The organism is Ideonella benzenivorans (assembly GCF_020387415.1).
GTDB lineage: Bacteria > Pseudomonadota > Gammaproteobacteria > Burkholderiales > Burkholderiaceae_C > Ideonella > Ideonella benzenivorans.
The window spans coordinates 12,258-33,584 of sequence record NZ_JAGWCB010000021.1 but is presented as its reverse complement, the minus strand read 5'-3'; the positions used below and the strand labels follow the sequence as shown (position 1 = coordinate 33,584).

At 62.1% G+C, this 21,327-nt stretch carries 17 protein-coding genes and 1 pseudogene; 12 read left to right on the top strand and 6 right to left on the bottom strand.

Annotated features, from left to right (window positions below; all coding sequences use genetic code 11):
* Nucleotides 1–1,119: 1,119 nt before the first annotated feature.
* From KGA65_RS20765 to KGA65_RS20755, 3 genes are all read right to left on the bottom strand, one after another.
* Nucleotides 1,120–3,132, bottom strand: a complete 2,013-nt coding sequence (locus tag KGA65_RS20765; protein WP_225865043.1) for a site-specific integrase — start codon at nt 3,130–3,132, stop codon at nt 1,120–1,122.
* Complete coding sequence (locus KGA65_RS20760) at nt 3,129–4,403, bottom strand: DUF1173 family protein (RefSeq protein WP_225865042.1); 1,275 nt, start codon at nt 4,401–4,403, stop codon at nt 3,129–3,131. The genes KGA65_RS20765 and KGA65_RS20760 overlap by 4 nt, the downstream gene beginning before the upstream one ends.
* Before the next feature lie 145 nt (nt 4,404–4,548).
* Nucleotides 4,549–4,752, bottom strand: a complete 204-nt coding sequence (locus tag KGA65_RS20755; protein WP_225865041.1) for a hypothetical protein — start codon at nt 4,750–4,752, stop codon at nt 4,549–4,551.
* Nucleotides 4,753–5,124: 372 nt separating this feature from the next.
* On the opposite strand from KGA65_RS20755, the gene KGA65_RS20750 reads away from it, so the two are divergent.
* Nucleotides 5,125–5,628 carry a hypothetical protein gene (locus KGA65_RS20750; RefSeq protein ID WP_225865040.1) on the top strand — a complete coding sequence of 168 codons (504 nt, stop codon included), beginning with the start codon at nt 5,125–5,127 and terminating at the stop codon, nt 5,626–5,628.
* 1,034 nt (nt 5,629–6,662) lie between these two features.
* On the opposite strand, the gene KGA65_RS20745 is transcribed toward KGA65_RS20750, so the two are convergent.
* Nucleotides 6,663–7,742 (bottom strand): ParB/RepB/Spo0J family partition protein, encoded by a 1,080-nt coding sequence (locus KGA65_RS20745; protein WP_225865039.1) that lies wholly within the window; start codon nt 7,740–7,742, stop codon nt 6,663–6,665.
* Between the two features lie 235 nt (nt 7,743–7,977).
* Nucleotides 7,978–9,132, bottom strand: coding sequence for an AAA family ATPase (locus KGA65_RS20740; protein ID WP_225865038.1), 1,155 nt, complete (start codon nt 9,130–9,132; stop codon nt 7,978–7,980).
* A 646-nt stretch (nt 9,133–9,778) separates the two neighbouring features.
* Between KGA65_RS20740 and KGA65_RS20735 the strand changes: the two genes are divergently transcribed.
* The 5 genes from KGA65_RS20735 to KGA65_RS20715 all read left to right on the top strand — a co-directional run bounded on the left by KGA65_RS20735 (nt 9,779) and on the right by KGA65_RS20715 (nt 15,004).
* A complete protein-coding gene (locus KGA65_RS20735; protein WP_225865037.1) occupies nt 9,779–11,149 on the top strand; it encodes a replication initiation protein in 1,371 nt (456 codons plus the stop codon).
* A gap of 225 nt (nt 11,150–11,374) precedes the next feature.
* Nucleotides 11,375–12,157 (top strand): TIGR04255 family protein, encoded by a 783-nt coding sequence (locus KGA65_RS20730; protein ID WP_225865036.1) that lies wholly within the window; start codon nt 11,375–11,377, stop codon nt 12,155–12,157.
* Complete coding sequence (locus KGA65_RS20725) at nt 12,148–12,969, top strand: helix-turn-helix domain-containing protein (protein WP_225865035.1); 822 nt, start codon at nt 12,148–12,150, stop codon at nt 12,967–12,969. The genes KGA65_RS20730 and KGA65_RS20725 overlap by 10 nt, the downstream gene beginning before the upstream one ends.
* A 318-nt stretch (nt 12,970–13,287) precedes the next feature.
* Nucleotides 13,288–13,803 carry a hypothetical protein gene (locus tag KGA65_RS20720; RefSeq protein WP_225865034.1) on the top strand — a complete coding sequence of 172 codons (516 nt, stop codon included), beginning with the start codon at nt 13,288–13,290 and terminating at the stop codon, nt 13,801–13,803.
* A 199-nt stretch (nt 13,804–14,002) separates the two neighbouring features.
* Nucleotides 14,003–15,004, top strand: coding sequence for a tyrosine-type recombinase/integrase (locus KGA65_RS20715; RefSeq protein WP_225865033.1), 1,002 nt, complete (start codon nt 14,003–14,005; stop codon nt 15,002–15,004).
* A 39-nt stretch (nt 15,005–15,043) separates the two neighbouring features.
* Here KGA65_RS20715 and KGA65_RS20710 read toward each other — a convergent pair whose 3' ends face one another.
* Nucleotides 15,044–16,144 carry an AcrVA2 family anti-CRISPR protein gene (locus KGA65_RS20710; protein WP_225865032.1) on the bottom strand — a complete coding sequence of 367 codons (1,101 nt, stop codon included), beginning with the start codon at nt 16,142–16,144 and terminating at the stop codon, nt 15,044–15,046.
* Nucleotides 16,145–16,285: 141 nt separating this feature from the next.
* Here KGA65_RS20710 and KGA65_RS20705 point away from each other — a divergent pair, with 141 nt between their 5' ends.
* From KGA65_RS20705 to KGA65_RS20685, 6 genes and pseudogenes are all read left to right on the top strand, one after another.
* On the top strand, nt 16,286–16,738 hold the full coding sequence (locus KGA65_RS20705) for a LexA family protein (RefSeq protein WP_375142664.1): 453 nt from the start codon (nt 16,286–16,288) through the stop codon (nt 16,736–16,738).
* Nucleotides 16,739–16,764: 26 nt separating this feature from the next.
* Nucleotides 16,765–17,307: an HD domain-containing protein gene (locus KGA65_RS20700; RefSeq protein ID WP_225865030.1), complete on the top strand. Its 543-nt coding sequence runs from the start codon at nt 16,765–16,767 to the stop codon at nt 17,305–17,307.
* 10 nt (nt 17,308–17,317) lie between these two features.
* The gene (locus KGA65_RS20695) at nt 17,318–17,953 is read left to right on the top strand and encodes a DUF6988 family protein (RefSeq protein WP_225865029.1); all 636 of its coding nucleotides are present in this window, start codon (nt 17,318–17,320) and stop codon (nt 17,951–17,953) included.
* 2 nt (nt 17,954–17,955) lie between these two features.
* Nucleotides 17,956–19,044, top strand: a pseudogene (locus KGA65_RS21140) (Y-family DNA polymerase); the annotation flags it as partial.
* 78 nt (nt 19,045–19,122) lie between these two features.
* Nucleotides 19,123–19,290, top strand: coding sequence for a DUF4113 domain-containing protein (locus tag KGA65_RS21240; RefSeq protein ID WP_510594499.1), 168 nt, complete (start codon nt 19,123–19,125; stop codon nt 19,288–19,290).
* A 436-nt stretch (nt 19,291–19,726) separates the two neighbouring features.
* Nucleotides 19,727–21,256 carry an IS3 family transposase gene (locus tag KGA65_RS20685; RefSeq protein ID WP_225865028.1) on the top strand — a complete coding sequence of 510 codons (1,530 nt, stop codon included), beginning with the start codon at nt 19,727–19,729 and terminating at the stop codon, nt 21,254–21,256.
* Nucleotides 21,257–21,327: the final 71 nt, after the last annotated feature.

The following is a 21,327-nucleotide window of genomic DNA, read 5'->3' as shown; positions in this document are numbered from 1 at the left end:
TTGGGTCGGTACGGTGGCTCAGATTTGCATCGGCCGGGAGAAACGCGGTGCGCTACATGCTGGTGGAGGTGGCCTGGCACTACCAAGCCGGCCCGCGCGTGTGTCCCATCATCGCCCAGCGCCATGAGGCGCCTGCCCTCCGCCATCACCGACATCGCCTGGAAGGCCCAGACCCACCTGAACAGCAAGTTCAAGCTGACCTGCCCAGCACCGTCAGCGCCTGGGCATCGCCGCATAACCAGTCCAAGCTCTTGTCCGCATCCCCACCGGGTCCATTCTGGGCCCTCAACACACAGAACACGTTCCTGGAACATTGACAACAAGCGAGTAATGACGTTGCCTTTTTCCAAGGCAAATCGCAAATTTTTACGACGACCCCCAGGGGGGTCGTCGACTTTTTTAGCGATTTGAACCGTAAAACGGGCGTCCTTAAACGCATTCGTGGCGAAATGACAAGTCGAGAGCGAGTTGGTGTCTACGTGAACATCAATTGATGCTCAACTGAACACCAGATGATGTTCATGTGGTGTTCAACTCTGGGTTCGCGACCAAAGTCGGCGAGTTGATGTCCAGTTGAACATCAATCGAACATCAATCGAACATCGCGTGGTGTTCATTTGAGTATCAACTTGGCGCCGGATTCGTTGCGGGGCCGATTCGGGGCACCCAAACTTTCCGTTCAAGGAGTCGTTCAGCCTTGGAATTGGGCTGCAAGAGGGTTCATGAGGGATCCAAGGAGGGCGTCGACCGGGGCGCCCGCGGTTGGATTTGGGCAGCCTAGCGATGTAGCCGAAGGCGTTCAGGTAACGCCCCCGACTTGACAGAGACGTGTCCTAGTAACGTGCACACAGCTGAAAAAGAGAGGAGATGGATAGGTGCAGAACCGTGTCCTTTATCCGAATCCGAAGTCAGCTGAGCAAGGCACCGCCAGCCTGGCTGAAGGGCAGATAGCCCAGCTCGTCACGTTGCTGTTCAGCTTTAGGCCTACGTGGCGCAAGAGATGCTCGCCGGACGCCGCGTGACTGAGACCGAGGTCATCGTCGCGGCGATCAAGCACTGGCTAAATCAGGGCACTGGTCGAGCAGCAAGGGGCTTGCCCCTTTTGATTCAGATGTCCTACTACCCGAACAGACGCTCAACCACCCCACGCTGACGCCTGATGTCCGACCTGTCGTAGATGCCGGTGGTCACGATGGAGGCGTGGCCCAGGCGGTCTCGCAGAATGCCGCGGTCACCGCCGCCTTCGACCCACATCCGGCCATGCGTGTGGCGCACCCAGTGCGGCGATGCCTTCCTAATACGCGCAGCGGCAGCGGGGTCCGTGCGCTCCACGTCGTTAGCGCAAGCCACCAGGGCAGCCTTCATAAGCTCGTAGACTCGCTTTCCGTCCATCGGATTCCGAGGGTCGACTAGGGCCGAGAGGATGGGGAAGTCCATCTCTTCGCTGACATCGTAGAAGACCCCGTCGTGCCCCTTGTCGACCAGGTGCTCGCGCAGCTCGTCGACAAATCGCTCCGGCAGCGGGAGGTCTCGGGGCTTCTCGCCCTTGCCAATGACTCGAAGGTTCCAGACGAGCTCGCCGCCCTCCCCCGCGTCCTGGTACAGCCACGAGACCCTGGCATTGGCGAGCTCCGTCTCCCGCATGCCAGAGACGAAGGCAAAGCGAAACATGAAGCGGAGTCGTGTGTTCGCCGGCGTCGCCGGCAATGCCTTCAGCCAGGCATCGACCAGAGCCCACTGGTGGTCGGAGAGCGAGCGCAGCTCCTGCAGTTGTCGCACCTTGGTTCCCCCACGAGTCTGAGCCCAGGGGTTGTGTCTCAGGTATCCAACCTCAACGAGCCAGGAGAACATGGTCTTGCAGATGGTCTCGGCGGCGATGCGCGAGCGCGGCTTGAGCGGGCCCTCGAATGGCCTCCAGTGCTCGCTCCAACGCTGCGCGCTCTTGGAGCCCACGAAAAGCGGCCCGGGAGTCACCAGGAAGCGACGGTAGTCGGCGATATCCAGAGGATCGAGGTCGCTCAGTGCCTTGTGGCGTTCGAAGATTGACCACAGCAGAAGCCGCTCGGCCTCCTTTCGGTAGGCTCGCCAGGTGTTCGCGTTGCCGACCTGCTCTCGCGTCACCGGGTCGATACCGGGCGCGTACATCGACAGCCATGCCTTGATTGCCCCGTAGTCGTCCGAGACCTTGATGCTGCAGTCCTCGACCACAGCACGATTTCGGCCAGTTGCACCGGACAATGTCGACGGCACCACGAGCCGCTCGAACGGCACCACGCCAGTTGTCGGTGCCGGCTGTACCGCGGTGACATCGAGCTTCGTCAACGGTGCCAGCGCGGTCTGCGACACCGGGCCCAGGGTCGCCTCGTGCTGCTGGAGCCACGTGACCAGGCGCTTGGCGCCCTCCTCGCCGATGCGCGGCACCTTGCGATACCAGCGGTAGCCATGCTGGCGGATGAAGAACATCAGCTCGCCAAGGCGCAGGATGCCCACGGTGCGCAAGCGCTTGGCGGTCTCGCTGTTGAACAGCCAGGCCTCGACCAGGTCTTCCGGCATCGGTGCCGCGGCGGCCAAGGCCTCAAGCTTGCGCAAGGCCTCCAGCTGACGCTTGACCAGACGGGCGCGGCGCTGGAACGCTCGCTCCTCGGACGTTGGCTGCGGCCGCGAGGCCAGGCCGCTGCCAGTGTCGTTTGACGAAGGCCCTGCCTTCGCGCTTCCATAGCGCTCCTGCCAGAGCTCGATGAGCTCGGCCTCGGAGTAGTAATCCGGGTCCTCGAGCTCCTCCCGGAACTGGTCCAGCGTCGGTGCATGCGCTGATTTCACCGCCGCCGACGATGAGTTCATGGCCACCGTCGATGAAGTCAGCGACGTTGCACCTGAATTCATGGACGCGATACGTGTGGCGTCTCGACGCAGCACCGCAGCTTCTGGCAGCCCGTGACGCTTGCCGATGCCGGCCAGCAGGTCCATCAGCAGCCGGGTGGTGTTCCGGATTCGACGCATGTCGCCGGGGCCGCGGTGCAGCTGGTACATCTCCCATGCCCCCCGCACGTCAATGCCCTGCACCCAGGCGCTGATGAAGCGGAAGTCGACGTTCGACAGCTTTGGTGTCGTCGCGTTGGCTGGTTTCGTCATGCTCGATTCATTGGTGCCGGGAGATGCCGAACGGCCACCTCCAGTCGCTCATGGAGGGCTTCCCACTGCCAGTGCCGCCCAGGCAGACGTTGGGCGTACAACTCTTGCTTTTCCGCCTTCCTGGCCAAGTAGTCCGGCGTGTCCATGCCGTAGACCTCGAGCGCAACCTGTGCTGGCGTGTCGGTAAGCACGAAGTCGGGGTGAACTAGGTCGGCAGCGTCGTGCTTGAGTGGCTTCATGTAGCTGCGGCCGGTGGCCTCCAGGTACTCAGCCAGGGCGCGCCAGTAAGAAGACTCGACCGGGATGTACCGGTCGGTTACGCCCATCAACGCCATGCGCTCCACGGTCGCAGCGAGGCGACCGCGGCTGCGCTCCCACACTTTGGCTACGCCGATGGCGATGACGGCCTGGCCGGTGGCCAGTGCCGCACGTTCAGACGGGTGTTGCTCGAGCATCTGGGTGATGAGGTCTCCGTGCACCGTCAGGCCGACGCCGAAGGCCGGGTAGAGGTCAGCGAAGCCGCCGGCGTTGCGCGCCTCAAGCAGATGCGGGTCGAGCTGGCAGGCGAACATCACGCGGCGCTTCTTGTGGGCCTCGAAGAGCTTGGCGCGGTTGCGCCTGGCCTGTTCGCTGGCCTCGGCGGTCGCATTGGTGGGTAGCAGCAGGATGCTGGACAGCCCATGTTCGGACAGGCTGCGCATCGAGTTGGGAACGGTGTGTCGCGCCACCTGGCGCAGCCGCTCCCACGGCCCAGGCCCGGAAAGTCTTCGGCGCGGGTCGTGCCGGTTGAGCTCCGCGCGCGCCCACAGCAGATGCAGAAGACCGAGCAGGCTGGCACGAGAGCGAGTCTGAGTCGTCTTTCCGTCCGGGTGGTGGTACTGGACGATGGCCGCTGCAATGTCGCGGTCGCCCGACTCGCCCAGGCCGAAGTCCAGGTTGATGCGCAGCTCGCCCTCGTCGCTTACGCGCAGCGCGTCGGTCGAAAGTCCGATTTGGGCAAGCTGGCAGGAAGAGAGAGTGAAGTGCCGACAGTCCGCGTGGTGTGCATCAGCATCGTCCGGGTCGCGGCGCAGGTGGTAGTCCACGCCGCGGCGCACCGGCGTCAGGCGCAGCGGACTTGCCGGCGCCGGCTCGCCACGCCCTTCATGGCAGTGGCAGTGAATGACCTGGCGCCTGTTCTGCGCGACCTGCAGTCGCTCGTTGAGCGGGCCGTCTTCGAACAGCGAGAGGTCAAGCAGCTCGCCGTCGACGGCGACTGGGTAGAAGCTCATCGCGCCCTCCTCTCGGTTGTGGCCATCGCTTTCAGCCGGGAGACGAAAACTTCTGCCGAATCAATGATGTAGGGAAGTGTCAGCCAGAACTGGCAGTTTTGCAACTAAAAAGCTGACACCGTGATAATAGTAGTTATCACGGTATTTATTCAGCTTCTGTTGCTGCTGCGCCTACTGGCATCACCAGACCGCAGGCGGTGGCAATGGCGTCCGCCAGGGCCGGCGCCTGTGCGAGAACAACCTCGAGGCCGCGGAGCAGCTCTTCGGGGCCGTCCCAGGCCGCGCAGGGCCTGTCCGTCTTGTCGAAAGCAACCAGCTGGGCGCCAGCCATCTTGAATGTCGTCGTCACGTTCACCTCATTTGAGTACCCGAGGGACCATCCCCCGCCTCAACATCGTGTCATCACGACCCGCTCCGCCGCCGTCATTCGGCACTTTGATGCCCAGGAGGGACTGCATGCCACTCGCCCTTTTTTCCGCCGGTCAAGTGAAGTCGCCGACTATTGCGCCAAATTTCGTTCACGGCCACTATTTCCGCATCGGAAATAGTTGTGAGGTGAGAAATGGATGCGATCAACAGGGCGACTGCCCTTCATAGAATGCGAACTGCGCTCGGCTGGAGTCCAGCCGCCGTTGCGCGACGACTGGATGTCACCCCCCGAATGGTGGGGCTATGGGAGACCGGGACACAGCCTATGCCGGACGGTCGGTGGAGGCTGTTCGTGTACGAACTGAAGGAAGAACTTCAACGCCGGCGAGACTACGTTGTGGTGCTGGCGGCCGACGGCGTCACGCCGCTCGATGTCGTCACCGACGCCAACTTCCATTCCCTCGAGGAGGACGAAGCCAATGGGATCGGCGTCTTGTCGAGCTTCGCCATCGACCGCTCGACTGGTCAGCCCTACATCCACCTGCAGCGATTCCCATTGGCCGAAAATCAGCATGTCCGACGTGCAGCGCGGAACTGGCGTGCAGCTCTTCGCGCAGGCGCAGCGAGCGGTGACAGCGAGATGCTCACCATGCATCGCTGGCTCTCTCGGCGGGTTCTCGAAGCCGAGCAGGCGAACCCGAAGCTTCGCGAACTCAAGGACCAAATCGCGGCCGCCAGTCGCGAAGTCGACCTTGCCTTCGATGAGCCTGACGATGTTCGACGCGAGAAGTTGGATGAACTCGACCGAGCCGTCTTCGCGCTGATTCACGAGGTCGACAGATCGAAAGGCAGTTGAGCCGCTAGGCCATCAAGGGCCCGTGAGGCTCTGTGTCGCCAAGTAGCTCGCTGCCGGCTCGGCTGCTCTGCAGCCACCCCCTGCCACGCCAAGCGACGAGCAGCTCATGCGGCAGTAGCCTCCAGTCAAACCATCCGGTGTCTCTGGCCTCATCGGCCTTTTTGTTGGCCAGCAGCCGTTGCCATCCAGACCGAGGCCGGACCTCTATGGCGGGCCCACCATCCGTGGGAAGCGCCAGGAGCGATTCCTGGCTCCCACCACAGAGCCGGACGGCCAGGTCGCATTGAGCATCAGCCAGCGTGGCGAGTTGGTCGAGTTGCGCTGGGGCGTGCAGCTGCACAAATTCGAGAGCGCCGTCTCCAGCGTAGGCCAGGATTGCGGCTACGCGTCCAGCGAGCTCTGGACGCTCATGGGTAGCCGCCATTTGGAGCAGGCCACTGGCGCCAGGCCGCAACTGCCAAGGAATCGCCGCAGCAAGTCTGTGTGCACCGTTTGAACAAATCACGGCGCCAGCGTAGCTGGTCAGTTTTAGAGCCCGCTTTGCGCCTGGAGCCTCGGGCATGGCCAGGCAGCGTAGTGGCCCTTCGAGGTATCGAATTGCCCCCAGCCCCCAGCCGTCCCCGTGCAGACACAGGGCCGCTTGGCGCCAATTGAACGGCTCCGGCGGGGCCCCCCGTTGAGGATTCTGGACTCCGACGACTGCGGTACAGGGCACATCCATGTACCTCCAGTCGCCGGGCATCGTGACTGAGGTCAGCAGGTGCTGCAGCTCCGGACTCGCGAAGATGACGCGCTCATTGAGCTTGGGGTGTGCACCATCCACGGTGGCTTGATGGATGAGGTCGATGGGTTTGCGCATGGGCGAAATTTGAGTGCTGGGCTAGACGTAGGCATCACGTATAGGGACCCTTTTATCTTCTAGAAAGAAAAAGGGGGCAGGTCAAACCTGCCCCCTCGATTTCAGCGACCTTGATTACCCAAGCCAAAGGTCTCAACCCAAGAGCTACGGAGCGGCAACCCGGTTGCCACTCCGCTCAGTTGACAGACTCGAGGGCCTTCGTAAAGGCAGCCAATACAGCCTCCACCTTGTCCGCCGGAACAGCCGCAGCATCGAGCTGAATCGTCAATCGCCCTGCCCTATCACGCTGCCAGGTTCCGACGTCGCGCTGCCCCAGCTTCAGTGACTGACGACCACCATCTGCCTGGCCAGCGTCGCTCTTAATGAGCGCAGCGACGACAGCAGTCGGCGCAAGCTTTGCGGGTGCCTGCCGCAGCTTCTCCGCACGCCTCAGAACCGCTTTACGGTCGCGCTCAAGGGCTTCAGAGATGGCCTTGGCGTGCCGATGCTGAACTTCCAGGGGTGACCGAAAACACTCAAGGACCGGCGCAGGCAGGTCTGCGACTGACAGAACGTTGGCGACCCAGGTGTGCGAAACACCGAGCGCTTCGGCCATGCGCCGATTCGAGGGATACAGCCCTGCGTCAAGCGCTCGCCGGTACATCGTCCCCTGCTCGTACGGCGACAAGTCCGCGCGCTCGCGGTTCTCCCGGTCCATCGCCGCGAAGAGTTCCGCGTCGGAAAGGGGCGACGTCGTGACCATTGCCAACACAGGCACCCCGAGCTCGAGACAGGCTCGGTGACGGCGGTGTCCGAAGACTACCTCGTAGCGCCCTTCCTGCCCCGCGGCCTGCCGAACAAGAATCGGCTGCACGTTGCCTCCGGCGTGGGCGATGTCCTGCTTCAGACTTTCGAACTCGGGGCGATTGAACGCATCCGGATGGCGATTCGCCCAGCGGCTGCCGTCGATGAGGGCCGGATCAATGAGCCGAGTGGGCGTCGAACCTTCGTGCAACTGAAGCTCGCTCCGCGCCTTTGCCAGCTCGCCTTCAATTGCCAACATTTGCCCGCGGAACTGCAGCATCTGCCCAGGCCCGGTTCGAGGGGCGGACCCGGGGCCAAGTTGCGGAAACTTCTGCGCAGGCAAGCTACCTTCAGCAGGCGGCGGGAGTATCGCAGGCGCCCCCGGGGCGCGCGAGACTGCAGGCTCAGCCGGCGCTTGCGCCATCGGGTCCAAGCCCATAGTCATCGCCAGCAGCTTATTTTTCGTGCTCATCGCTGGGTCTCCTGGGAGATTTGGCAACCAGGTTGCCAGATGTTCGTTGTGGGTCGAATAGACGGGGAGGGCACTGTCGTGAACGGATGGCAACCCGGTTGCCAGGGGCTTGCAAGGCCTCTATTTCCACCCCGGGTGCGCGGGTGAAACCGCCTGGCAACTAGGTTGCCGCAGGCATCGAGATCGAGCGATTCCCACACCCGTGGAAACCTGGTTGCCACTTGAATCAGCGCCATCACTTGACCTCTCCACGCGCCCGCCACGCTTCGACCACCGACTCCTCGATGAGGTCAACGAAACGGTCGTACGCATCGACAGCGCGCTTGTAGGTTTTTGCAGAACCGTCGTACTTCTGGACGTCGTAAATGGTCGCGAACTCAGCCGCCTTGTTGCTCGTCACAGTGGTTTTAGGAATCTCGACCGGTAGGACGTACTCACCATATGTCGCCTGAATCCACTGCCGGACCGCTGGCGACGCTGCGTCAGCTTGATCGACACGGCTGAGCAACACATGGAGAAAATCGAAAGCCTTACCGCTCCCGCCTGGCTCCTGCTGATCCAGGTTCGTCCCAAGGTCACCGAGCAGGGACCAGAACTGCGCCGAGCTCGCGAAGTCAAGTCCGCTCGGCGGAATCGGGACGACGATTCCGTCGGCCGCCCACAGACCGTTGATCGTCACATACGAAAGCGAAGGGGGCGTGTCGATGATGATGACGTCGTACATGCTCCGAAGCGGCTCGAGGCCCGAAGAGAGCACATTCCAGAATCGCGCTGACGGGTTGCTCATCTGCATCGAGGGCAGGGCGAACTCCGCGGAAAACAGGAACGGTGCCGCGGCAACGAGGTCAATGCCATCCCAGTAAGTCGAACGGACTGCAGAGGTGAGGTCGTTCGTTTGCCCGTGACACAACGGAGAAATCGTCATGTCCTCAGTCACGTCAGTTTCCGGGAGGACGCCGTGCAGGGTAGTGAGCGAGCCCTGCGGGTCTATATCGATAGCCAGCACGCGGTGACCGCGGAGGCTGAGACCCTGAGCTAGAACCATCGAGCTCGTTGTCTTCGAAACGCCTCCTTTGAAGTTGGCGACCGCGACGCACACCGCACGTTGCCCCTCAGGGCGCATCTTCTCGGCGCGGTACGTTCTCGTCCATGCCCTAGCTTCACCGAGCGTGAACTCGCGCTTCCCCCCGGTTGGCGTCAAGCGCCCGGCAGGCAAGTCGCCCTTGCCGACGCGATAGTTGACGTGAGCTTTATCGACACCGCAAAGTGTCGCGAGCTGTGCTGTTGATAGCATCGGCGCCACCTTTCGTGACTCCGGTGCCAGCAGTCGTTGTCGGATTTGCCCAACCATGCTCTCGGCACGAACCGCGAGAGCCTGAATCCGGCTCATGTCAATGGCCCCGGCTCGAGGCTCGGTCGTCGCGGAGGGCGTGGTGGCAACCTGGTTGCCAGCGTCTCGCTCTTCTTCAGCGGTCTCAGGCGCATTCACAGCAAAATCCCCATTCGATGAATTTCGACGAGTGTACTGGGAAACGTCTAATCGCCGAAATTCGGAGACCTTGGGGGCGTCGAAGTGGAGAACCATTGGGGATTCAGGCGCGCTCAGTGACCGATGCTTGCCCGTCAATGTGAGAGCTTTTGGGGAATGGGCCATCAGACCACCCCATCAGTGCGCAAGTTTTGAAGATATCTCGCGTGCTGCGCACTGTCAGATGCAGGAATCGAGCACTGTGCTGACCACATCCCCAAGTCCACTCACAAAGAACCCCAAAAACTCTCCGTTTCCCGGCGCGCGTTCCCCAAATCCACAACCCAGGGTCCCCAAAGACTCTCCGCGACATCCCCATATCCACAAGGAAAAGTGATGCTAACTCGTTGATTCGAATACGATTTTTCGGATACCAACTCTTCAATTCTTCAAGTGTTAAATCTTCAAATCTTCAAGGCGCGTTCTTGTCCAGCGCACTGGTCATTGTGAAATGAACAATTCACAATACGAGCAACACGGGTGAAGCGCTCGTTGTGCAAAGGGTGCCATGACTGACAGCGATGCAACACAAGTCACTCATTCGGATCAAACGAGACCTCACGCAGCGAAGGCGGCGCAGCCATCGGGTCGCGAACGCGACGACCAGTCCATCGCAAAGGCCAACGAGGCCATCGCTATTCGTCCCAAGCGAGGGAAGCTCACGTTGCTATCCCGTCGCATCTTCAATGCGCTTCTGTATCACGCTCAGCAGCAGGGCGTAGATCGACCCACGTACACAATCCTGCTCTCCGAGCTCATCGACGACGCGCGCTTTAATTCGAACAACACGTCACTCCTCAAGTCGCATTTGCGCGACATGCAGGCGACGACCATTGAGTGGTTCGCGAGTGTCGGCAAAGGGCAGCGCTGGTCCTCTCGCTCGCTGCTCGGCAAAGTCGACATAGACGAGCCTGGGCGGGGTCAACCCTGCACCATCACCTGGTCGTACGACGATGACATCCGCGAAAAGCTCGTCAAGCCCTCTCAATACACTCGCGTGCTCCTTGAGATCAGCTCTCAGATGCGCAGTTACGCTGCGGCCGTGCTCTATGAACTCGGTGCTCGTTACCTGACGTCCCCTGGTCGCCTGACGATGCGCGAAGACATCATTTGGTGGGCCTCGGTGCTGACTGGCCGGAGTGACATCACGACTGTCGACTACCGTATCCTGCATCGGGACACCATCAAGAAGGCGCTGGCCGAACTCGATGCACTGAGCGAGGATTTCCGCATGGAGGTCGTCGAACACCGGCGCGGCCGCAAGGTCGAAGAGCTGCAGTTCCGCGTGGTTCCGAAGGTGCAAGCGACCCTCCAGGGGATGAAGGAGGGCGCGAAAAATGTCTTCGACCTTGAACTGGTCGAGCGCGTTGTTGCGCTTGGGATGAAGCGGCCGGACGCGCAGGACCTCTACGCTGTGACCGATGAGGGCGTGCTGCGAGCCGCCGTCGAGCACGTCGAGCAGCGCCAGAAGAGCACTACGCTTCCGCCGCTGCAGTCGCCCATTGCCTACATGCGGGACGCCCTGAAGAAGCAATACGCTGGTGGCCAGGGCGAGGATGAGCCAGACGCTGCCCCGCAAATCCCGAGCGTGTCGGAGAAACTGCAGCAGCTACGCGATGAGTGGCATGCAGCCCGCCTTGCCCAAGCCAGGGAGCGGTTTGCTGAATTCGACCAGGCCGCAAAGGCTGAGCACATTGTGCGCTTCGAAGCTGAAGCCTTCGGCGACCTTGCGTCTCCGATAGCCAAGGCCTGGCGCCGCGATGGCGTCTCGAGCCGGGTAGCCAGCAGTGCGTTCTTCCGATGGCTGGCGACGGTGCTGTGGCCAGGTGAGGTGACAGACACCGAGCTGCTTGAGTTCGCGATGTCTCGAGAGCGCTGAGGCGAGTTGCCCCAGGGACATCCTGCACGGCGTGCTCCGTTTCAGGCAGATCCCCACCGCATGTCCATACTATGGACATGCGGAGTGGGCGGGCTGGCACAGAGGTGTTTTCTTAACGAATTAGGGAACAAATCCGCGCCCGAGCCTGTCAACTACTCTGTAAACTACTTGCAGTCGCTCCGCAGAAGAGCGCTCCCTGGCAACTGCTACCCGGAAGGAAAGATCATGACCAACACCGCGCTCGGCACGTGGCGGAGGCCACCGCTTGCATATGTCGTTGCAGAGCTGGTCATCTCTCCCTACTACTCGATGGCGGCAAAGGTTCCCGGTCTGCAGGACAGGCTGCGGAGTGCCTTCCCGCGCACCATCGAGGCCAATGAGCTCGTCATCGACGGTGCAAAGACATCGGCCCAGCCCCTCTGGCAACTGATGTCGGTCGACCAGAAACATGGAGTACAGCTGGGGACGCGCTCCATCTCCTTGCACGCCACGAGCTACGTCCAGTCGAGCGACTTCCTCGGCCGCTGGGCTGAGGTCCTCGATGCAATCCAGGGCGCGAATCTCGGGGCGTTCGTCGAGCGTGCCGGCCTGCGGTATGTCGACCTCATTGTGCCTGCTGAAGGACGCTCGCCGGCAGACTACCTAGCGCCGGCCCTGCAGGGCATCACCCCAGAAGGCGGGCGCGCGAATGGCTCGATGTGGGCGTCGGCTTTTCAGTTCGACGGTAGCCTAGTCAATCTGCGTGCTGCTGCGCCGACACCGCGAGGGCTCCTGTTGCCGCCGGACTTCAATGCGCTGCCGCTCAACAAGCCAGTGGTCATGCTGGACGCGGAGAAGCGCCTCAGGGATGAGGCGACGATTGGATTCGTGGATACTGACTGCCTCAAGGACATCGGCAAGGTATTTGACGCTGGTGAGCTGCTTGGTGCGTACACAGAGATGCAGAAGCTCACGTCGAAAACGTTCAAGTCAGCACTGTCCGACCTAGCAAAACGGGAATGGATGTGAGCAACACAATCCAAGGTCGCCACTACACGGCGAGGCACGCCGCACTGCTGCAGCGTCGGCCTTGCGACATCATCAAAGCGGCAGACAGCATTGAGGATGTGGTGGAGAACCATGAGCCGTTCATGGTGCAGTTCAACTACTCCTCCACAACCTTGTCTGGCACTCATTCCAACCTCGTAGGTGCCGGAGTGCCGGGGCGAGTGCTCAAGGCTCCTCTTACAGCTGGCACTAAGGTTGTCGTGTTGAACGCGTCGTGGCCGACGACGGCACCGGAGTTGATTGTCGACCTCGATGAACACCAGGCCGACAACAGCTGGAGCCGCTGGACCAGCCAAGCGAAGGAGGCCCTCAAGAAGGCAGCGTCGGTAGCACCTCGGCAAACAACAGCGGCGGCCCGCTGGAGAGTCGAACGGCTCTCGTCGCTTCAGGCAGCATTCGGCTTCACCATCCAAGATTTGGCCGCGGTGCTCGGTATCACGCGTCCTCAGCTCTACAAATGGCTCGATGCGGCCAACGACATCAAGCTTCAGGAAGCCAGTCGCGCGCGCCTGGCGACTGTCGAGCGCATCGCGAAGGAGTGGGCGGCCCGCTCGTCCGCGCCGCTCAGTTCTGTCGCCAAGGAACCGCTGGCAGCTGGTGCCTCTGTATTCGCTTTGCTGTCTGCCGACGTTATCGATGACGTCGGTGTGATTGCTGCATTCGACGAGCTCGTCGGCAAGCTGCAAGAGCGCCCGAAATCGCGCAGCCAGCGTCTTCGTGAGGCCGGCTTCACACGGCGCCTATCGGTGCGCTCGCTTCCGTCGGATGAGTGAGGTCAGGCCTTGGCGTTTGGTGACGAGGTTGCTCAGCGTGGGTGGAAGACCGGCTCCGTGGTGCCGGCTGACATGCTGCCCGCGCTCGCTCCTCACCTGACGCGGCCTGGACAGCAGCCGACACAGGTCGCCGAAGCCGACTGGCTGGTGGTGGTCTCACAGACCTGCGATGTTGTCGCTGCCAAGCAAGAGGCTGAGCCTCTCGTGGAGGTGCTCCATTGCAGACCTCATGCTGGGAAGCCTCGCAGAGGTCGACGGGACCTTCAGTCAACTCGATACCTGGATTTCAGGCCAAATCGAGAGACACACCAGGACCTTGTGCTGTCTGCACATGCCATCGCCGACCGTTACGTCGTACCGCGCGAGCTGCTGGTAGCACAAGGCCCAGACGAGGGGCGTCAGCTCTCTGCCAACGCATCTCAGAAGGTGCTCGCATGGTATTCCTTGAGAGCAGGACGGCCCTCGTGGCCAAACGAGTTTTGCGACCGTGTCCGGACGGTACGCGATGCCCTCGAGGATGCACTTGACGACCTGGTTGATGAAATCGCCGAGGTGCGCGTTGGCATCGTCGAGAAAGAAGAAGAGCTCGGTGCAGAGCAGGCCTACCACGTCGTCGTGTTCTTTGTCGTCGACGAGGACGTCTGGAATGGCGACATTGAAGGCCGCAAGGACATCAACAACGCATTCGCCAAATTTTTGGCTGAGCTTGATGCGTGCGAAGGTGTTGAAGTGGACCAAGACGAGAGCGCCGTCGTCCCGGGCAACGAGTTCTCTTGGCAAGAGGCCAAGCTCACAGACCTTTGGGACTTCGCAAATTTGAGCCATCGCGACTGAACGAGCCTAGGTGCGGTGCCATGGCGCCGGGCTCGCCGGCGGGCTTGATGAGGCCCATGCGTTCATCGACTTCTTGAAAATGAATTAACGGCAAAGCCGGTTTTTTCAATGCGTGGTTGCATAGCTTTGTTGGATGCCGATGCAACTGTGGGCGGCAGGGCTCTAGAATGAAACGGCAACGGCGTTAATTCATTTTCGAATGGCCACCCTCGACCTTTTCGCCGAACTCTCAACTCCTGCGTCGAGTCCCTCGGTGTTTGCGGAGTCGTGGACCAGCTGGCTCAAGGGCGAGCAAAGGGCAGGGCGCCTGCGGCAGGCCTCGTCAGTCACGGTCTATGAAGCGATGTGGTCGGCATGGAGCGCCTGGTGCATTGGCGAGGGAGTTGCCCTTGATGCACTGGAACCGATGGACCTGGAGCGCTTCCTGAGCTCTCGCGGCGGCCGCGACAACATCTCAGCCAGGCACGCCTGGAGGTTCCTGCGCCTGGTCGACCGCGTGCTGGCCAACCGGTCGCGTAGCCTCGGAACGCATCCGAACCACGCGGCCACGCAACTGCTCGAGCAGCGTCCGGAGTACCGCTACGCCAACGCCGCGGAGAAGGACCCTCTGCCGGCCTTCCTGCCCGCCGGAGAGGCCAAGCGCCTGGTGACCTTCCTTTCAGCTGTGCGCCCCGGCCGCAGCGCGGGTGGTCAGGCCTGGCAAGACGTCCGAAACCGTGCGGCAGTCGCCCTCATTCTCGGTGCCGGCGTCACGCCCGGTGAAGTCCGGACACTAGAACTCGAGGATGTAGTCGTCGATGGTGGCCGAACAAAATCTATGCCGTGGAAGTTGCGCGTCCGCGGTCATGCCGCGGCTCCGGCTCGCGAGACTCCGTTGGCGCCCTGGGCTGGCCAGCTCCTCGCCTATTGGCTGCAGCTGCGCTCGGAGCAGGGTATCAATGGCCAGGCGCTCTTCCCGTCTACGCGCACCGGCAAGCCCTGGAGTCGGGTCTCCCAGTACAACGCCACCAAGGAGGTCCTGCAGGCCGCCGGTGTTGACGACGTCGATGGCGGAAGTTTCCGGCTGCGTCACACCTTCGCGCTGCGGCAGCTGCGGCGGGGGAAGGCGCCAGGTGAAGTCGCCCGGTGGCTGGGTGTCACGGACCCGGCAGTGATGGCGCGGTACCAGCGCGTGCTTCCGGCGCCGGTCGACGTCGTCTGAGTCCATTGCGGTTCTCGAGTACCTGATGAGCCGGCGGCATCAGGCTGCGGTGGAAACAGCACCGTCGACAATGAGATAGGGTCGCTCGCGGTGAGTGCCGCCGAGCACCCGCACAGCCCGAATCCAGATTAGCTTGCGGAGTGACCCGCGTGGTCCGTGGGCCTGACGCCTCCAATGAGCGCGCCGCAGATGAGGTGACGGGGTTTCGCCGCCTTCGGCAGATTCCGCGCGCTCGAACACCTGACCAACACGCTTGATAAGCGTGTAGCCAGCGCTACGCGCCTTGGAGAGGGTGCGCTCGCGCGTCTTGCCGTCGCTGCGCTCAATCTTCTCCCTGAAGCCGGCCGGAAAGCCGTCCTGATAGTCGCTGGCCATATCCTCCGGGTACTGCGACACGTACAGGAGTGCGTTGGCGGCGATCCGTACGCACTCAAGCACGACGTCAACGTTGGCGGCATGCATCCTTCGCTCTTCGTCGTGCGACTTCCAGGTCTCCAAGATGTCGTTGCGCTCGGCTTCTGCAAACCCAGTGAGGTCGGCCAGTTCAGGGATGTCGTTCGGGTCCTGCGACTTCTTCTCCAGGTGAGCCCGAGCCGCCAAGAGTAGTGGCTTGTCGAGGTCCTCCTTGGCGAAGTGGAACGTAAACGACTCGAGGCCGCGCTCCCCCCAATGGGACGGCTCGTCGACGAGTTCTCCAGCGAGAGTCATCACCACCTGGCCCTCTTGGCTCCGGTTGATAAAGACACCTTCGAGTCGCGCGGCCCCGGCGTTGAAGGTCATGCCTAGGTCGGCCCCCAGGTGCACATAGAACACATCGAAGGGGAATTTGAGGTCCTCGGCGGTTGCATCGCCGAGGTCGGAGGCCTGGAAGGCCTCCTTCAATCTGGGCTCGATATGGAACACCACCTGGCCACCGTCAAAGAAGCGTGCGACGGTGTCGCTGAGCCATGCCTCGTTCATGGCGCACGTGGTTGGCCGCTGCTCCTTCTTGTGCTCTCTGCCGAACGAGTCGAGCGTGCGAAACAGCGCCATCTGCACCAGCGCATCCCAGCCACGGTCCTCCTTCGGAAGCGCCATGAAGGCGTCAAAGTAGGGCCGATTCTTGATGGCGCGGTATGGGAAGTAGGGGGCATGCAGCATGAATCAATGGTATCTGTGGCCACATAGGTGGTGTCCAGACACTGCAACTCGAGGCTTGGCTGGGAATCATTGGCCTAGCTGTGATGGCGCGACACCAGCGAGAGCTGCCGGCGCCAAAGAGCGCAGGCATATACTGTGTTTATGTACAGTTGTGAGTCAGCGAACCTCTCCCCCGGCCAGCCAGCCCAGCTCAAGCTAGGCTGCACTCCGGTGCTGGCCATCGCTGCGACCATCGCTGCCGGATTTCCATCGCCGGCGGAGGACCACGCGGCGAAACCCGTCGACCTCAATGAGGTCCTCATCAAACACCCGCTCAGCACCTATCTGATGCGGGTGCGGGGGGCGTCGATGCGAGAGGCAGGCATCGACGATGGCGACGTCGTCCTCGTTGACCGTGCTATCAAGCCAGTCCATGGCCACATCGTTGTCGCCGTGGTCGACAACGACTTCACCGTCAAACGCCTCTGGCGCCGGGGCTCAAACATCAAGCTCCAGGCGGCCAACCCGACCTACCCTGATATCGTGCCCCGAGAGGGTCAAACCGTCGAAATCTGGGGCGTGGTGACCAACGCCATCAAGCAGATGCGCGTGTAGCGCGGGGCAACCTGAGGGAGAGTCGAATGAATCAACAACGCATCGCACCAGCATTGCTCGACGCCGTGATGTTCGCGGCCGAGCGCCATCGAAATCAGCGCCGCAAGGACGCCGAGGCCTCGCCGTACATCAACCACCCCATCGCTCTGGCCCACTTGCTGGCAACGACAGGTGGCGTCGACGACGTCGTGGTGCTCCAGGCGGCCATCCTGCACGACACCATCGAGGACACAGACACCACTGAGGCTGAACTCCGCGCCCGCTTCGGAGAGGCGGTGACCGATATCGTCATCGAGGTCACAGACGACAAAGCGCTACCGAAACAGCGGCGCAAAGAACTGCAGGTCGAGCACGCACCGCACAAGAGCACAGGCGCTGCGCTTGTGAAGCTCGCGGACAAGACCTGCAACCTCCGAGACATTGCTGCCACGCCACCGGCCGACTGGTCGTTAACTCGACGCCAGGATTATTTCGACTGGGCGAAGCGGGTCGTCGACGGTCTGCCGCAGGTGAACGATGCCATGCTCAAGGCGTTCGCTGAGGCCTACGCGGCTCGACCGGAAAGCTGATTAGGCTGAAATGGAGCTGGACATCTTGCTAGAGCGCAGCGACGCGCTACACGAGGCGCTGGCTGAGGCCGTCGGAGACCTGGACGCCGTGCCCGCGGCGGAGCGCGCGACCGTCACGATGGATGCCTTGCTGCTCTCCCACCAACACTCAACCGCACTTCGCCTGACCCTTGAAGCCGACCTCGGCGCCTCTGCCATCGGCTTGCTGCGAATGCAGTACGAGGCGGTACTGCGTGCGGTGTGGGCGCTCTTCGCGGCCGATGCTTCCGACATTGCTGCCCTGGCTGCGCCGCTGACGCCGGGCACTCTGAAGGCTGCAAAGAGCCTCGGCCTGGCCGCGGAGCTGCTCACCGCCATTGAGAAATCTCAGGCACCCGATGACCTGAAACGGTCATTGCGCGAGTTCCGTACAAGCTCCTGGGACGTCCTCAATTCGTACATCCATGCCGGCATCCACCCGCTGCGGAGAGTCGATGGCAACGCGGTGCACGAACTCGTCACAGCGCTCAAGATGTCGAATGGCCTGGCTGCCATCTCCAGCGCTCTGATGGTTATCGTTGGCCAGCGGTCGAAGCGACAAGGCGACATCAATGTCGTCTGCGCGGGCTACCAAGACTGCATGCCAGCTCGACACAACGGCAGCTGAGCATGCTGGCCCTGGTCGATGGCAACAACTTCTACGTCTCGTGCGAGCGGGTCTTCCGGCCCGCCCTCGTGGGCAGGCCAGTCGTCGTCCTGAGCAACAACGACGGCTGCGCCATCGCCAGGTCCAACGAGGCCAAAGCCCTCGGGGTGAAGATGGCACAACCGTGGTTTGAAATCCGACACCTCGAACAGGAGGCCGGCCTGGTCGCGCTGTCTGCAAACTTCGAACTCTATGGCGACATGTCTGACCGCATGATGCAGGTCATCGGTCGCTACGCGCCACGCCAGGAGATCTACTCAATCGACGAGTGCTTCCTGGACTTTGCTGGAATCCGAGGTGACCTCAGCGACATCGGCCGGCGCGTGCGGGATGAGGTTCTGCAGGTCACGGGCATCCCATGCTGCGTCGGCATTGGGCCAACCAAAACGTTGGCGAAACTCGCCAACCACATCGCAAAGTCTGCAAAGCGCAAGCCAGGCTCCTACCCTGCGCGACTGGCGCAGGTCTGCAATTTGGGCGAGCTGGCAGAGGAGGGGTTGGACGAGCTGCTGGCGGCAACCGATGTGGGGGAGGTGTGGGGCATAGGTCCGCGCATCGGTAGGCAGCTCGCGGATGCCGGCGTGACGACGGTCCAGGCACTGAGGGCGTTCGACCTGGCCACGCTTCGTCAGCGTTTCAGCGTTGTGCTCGAACGCACGGTGCTAGAGCTCCGAGGTACTCCGTGCATCGAGCTCGAGGACGCACCGTCGGCGAAGCGGCAAATCATGTGCTCGCGCTCGTTCGGTGCCCCCGTGTGCACGCTCGAAGACTTGACCGAAGCGATTTCCACGTTCGCGGCCCGGGGCGCCGAGAAGCTACGCAATTAGTCGAGCGTCGCCGGAGCCGTGATGATCTTCGTCATGACCAGTCCATTCCGCCAGCGCGACCGGCAATACAGCCGCACCGTCACCGTGCCATTGCGGAGGCCGACGGCCAACACCGGCCTCATCGTCACATCCGCGGTATCTGGCCTAAAGGCACTCTACAAGGCCGGCTACAAGTTCGCAAAGGCCGGGGTCATGCTGGTCGACCTGCAGGCTGCGACCGTTGTGCAGCATGAGCTTGACCTTGTTGGCGGGCTCGACCCACAAGGCCGGCCTGTCAAAGAGCGCGACGAGCGCGCACGCCTGATGTCGGCGATGGACCGTGTGAATGAGAGATACGGTCGTGGCGCCATCAGCATAGCCAGCGCCGGCACTGCAGCTCGAGCCGCTGAGCGGACATGGGCAATGAAGCAGGAACGGCGGACGCCGAGGTACACGACGTCGTGGGCTGAGATGCCAATCGCGAGGGCGTAAAGATGGTTCGAAGCGCGCTCCTGTTGCTGATGGTCTTCGCAGCAGCGTCGGTTCCAGCGGCGCCAAGGTCATCTGCCGCTCGGGCAGCGTTCGTGCGCGAGCACCCATGCCCTTCGACGGGTAAGGCCCGCGGGGCATGCCCGGGCTGGGTCGTGGACCACATAACGCCACTGTGCGCGGGGGGACCTGATGACCCCAAAAACATGCAGTGGCAAACCGTCGAGGACGGCGTTCGCAAGGACAAGACCGAGTGGGCGATGTGCCGTCGGATGAATCGCGTCAGCCAGGCCGGTGGTGGAACTCCTTAGGTCGTCGACTAGGGAAGAGCCTGGCTCTGCGACTAGAGGATGAGAGAAACTGGAGCCATGTGCTATTCCGCCGAAATCCGAGCGAGGGGGGTGCGGACGATTTCTTGGACTACCTGGAGGGGTAGTTCATGTACTCATACGAAGATCGGCTTCGAGCCGTCAAGCTCTACATCAAGCTGGGCAAGCGCGTCGGTCCGACGATTCGCCAGCTCGGCTACCCGACCGAGAACGCCTTGAAGGGCTGGTACCGCGAGTACGAGGAGCGCGGCCACTTGCCCGCCGGCTACGCTCGTCCGCCGAGGTACTCGCAGGCGCAAAAGGATCGTGCCGTCGAGCACTACCTGGAGCACGGCCGCTGTATCGCTTCGACGATCAAGGCACTGGGCTATCCCTCGCGGGATCTGTTGTCTGCGTGGCTCGGGCAGGTCTATCCGCAGGCACTTACTCAGGTCTCTGGTCAGATCCCGGAACTTGCGCCCGAGGCCAAGCAGTCCGCGGTCATCGCCCTTTGCATGCGCCCGGCGAGCGCGCAGGCTGTGGCCGACGATGTTGGCGTGTCCCGGGGCTCGCTGTACAAGTGGAAGAATCAGCTGCTTGGCCCAGATGCACCCGTACCCATGAAGCGCCAACAAGACGCACCGACAACCTCTGATCGAGCCGAACTGGAACACCAGGTCGAGGCGCTACGACAAGACATCAGGCGCCTTCAATTGGAGAAGGACCTGCTGAAGAAGGCGAATGAGCTCTTAAAAAAAGAACTGGGCATCGACCGGCAAGAGCTGACGAATCGAGAGAAGACGCAGCTGGTTGATGCCCTGAGATCGACATACACGCTGACCGAACTGCTCTGCGAGCTGGACCTGCCGCGCAGTTCCTACTTTTACCATCGGGCCCGGCTGGGGATGGCCGACAAGTACGCCGACGTGCGCCAGGCCATGACCGACATCTTCGAGCGCAACTACCGCTGCTACGGCTACCGGCGGCTCCACGCCTCGCTGAGCGATCGATCCGTGAGCATCTCCGAGAAGATCGTTCGCCGCCTGATGAAGCAGGAGGGCCTGGTCGCTGCGACGAGCAAACGGCGCCGATACGGTTCGTACATGGGCGAGATCAGTCCGGCGCCGGAGAATCTGCTGAACCGCGACTTCAGCGCCGATGCTCCGAACGAGAAGTGGCTGACCGACATCACGGAGTTCCAGATTCCGGCGGGCAAGGTCTACCTGTCGCCAATGATCGACTGCTTCGACGGCATGGTCGTCAGCTGGTCCATCGGCACGAGACCGAACGCTGAGTTGGTCAACACGATGCTGGATGCCGCCATCGACAAGGTCGCGGCCAGCGGTGAACGGCCGATGGTCCACTCCGACCGCGGCGGGCACTATCGCTGGCCAGGCTGGCTGACGAGAATCTCGGAGGCGAAACTGGTCCGCTCGATGTCGCGCAAGGGATGCTCGCCCGACAACGCTGCCTGCGAGGGATTCTTCGGCCGGCTGAAGACCGAGATGTTCTTCGCACGAGACTGGCTCACAACGACCATCGATGACTTCGTTGTTGCGCTGGACGCGTACATTCGCTGGTACAACGAGGTTCGCATCAAGAGCTCACTTGGCTTCCGCAGCCCCGCCGAGCACCGCAGGAGCCTCGGTCTGGCTGCATAACCAGTCCAAGTTTTTGTCCGCACCCCCGGTGGGGTCAAGTTTCAGTCGGCGCCAACAGGTGCTGTCAGATA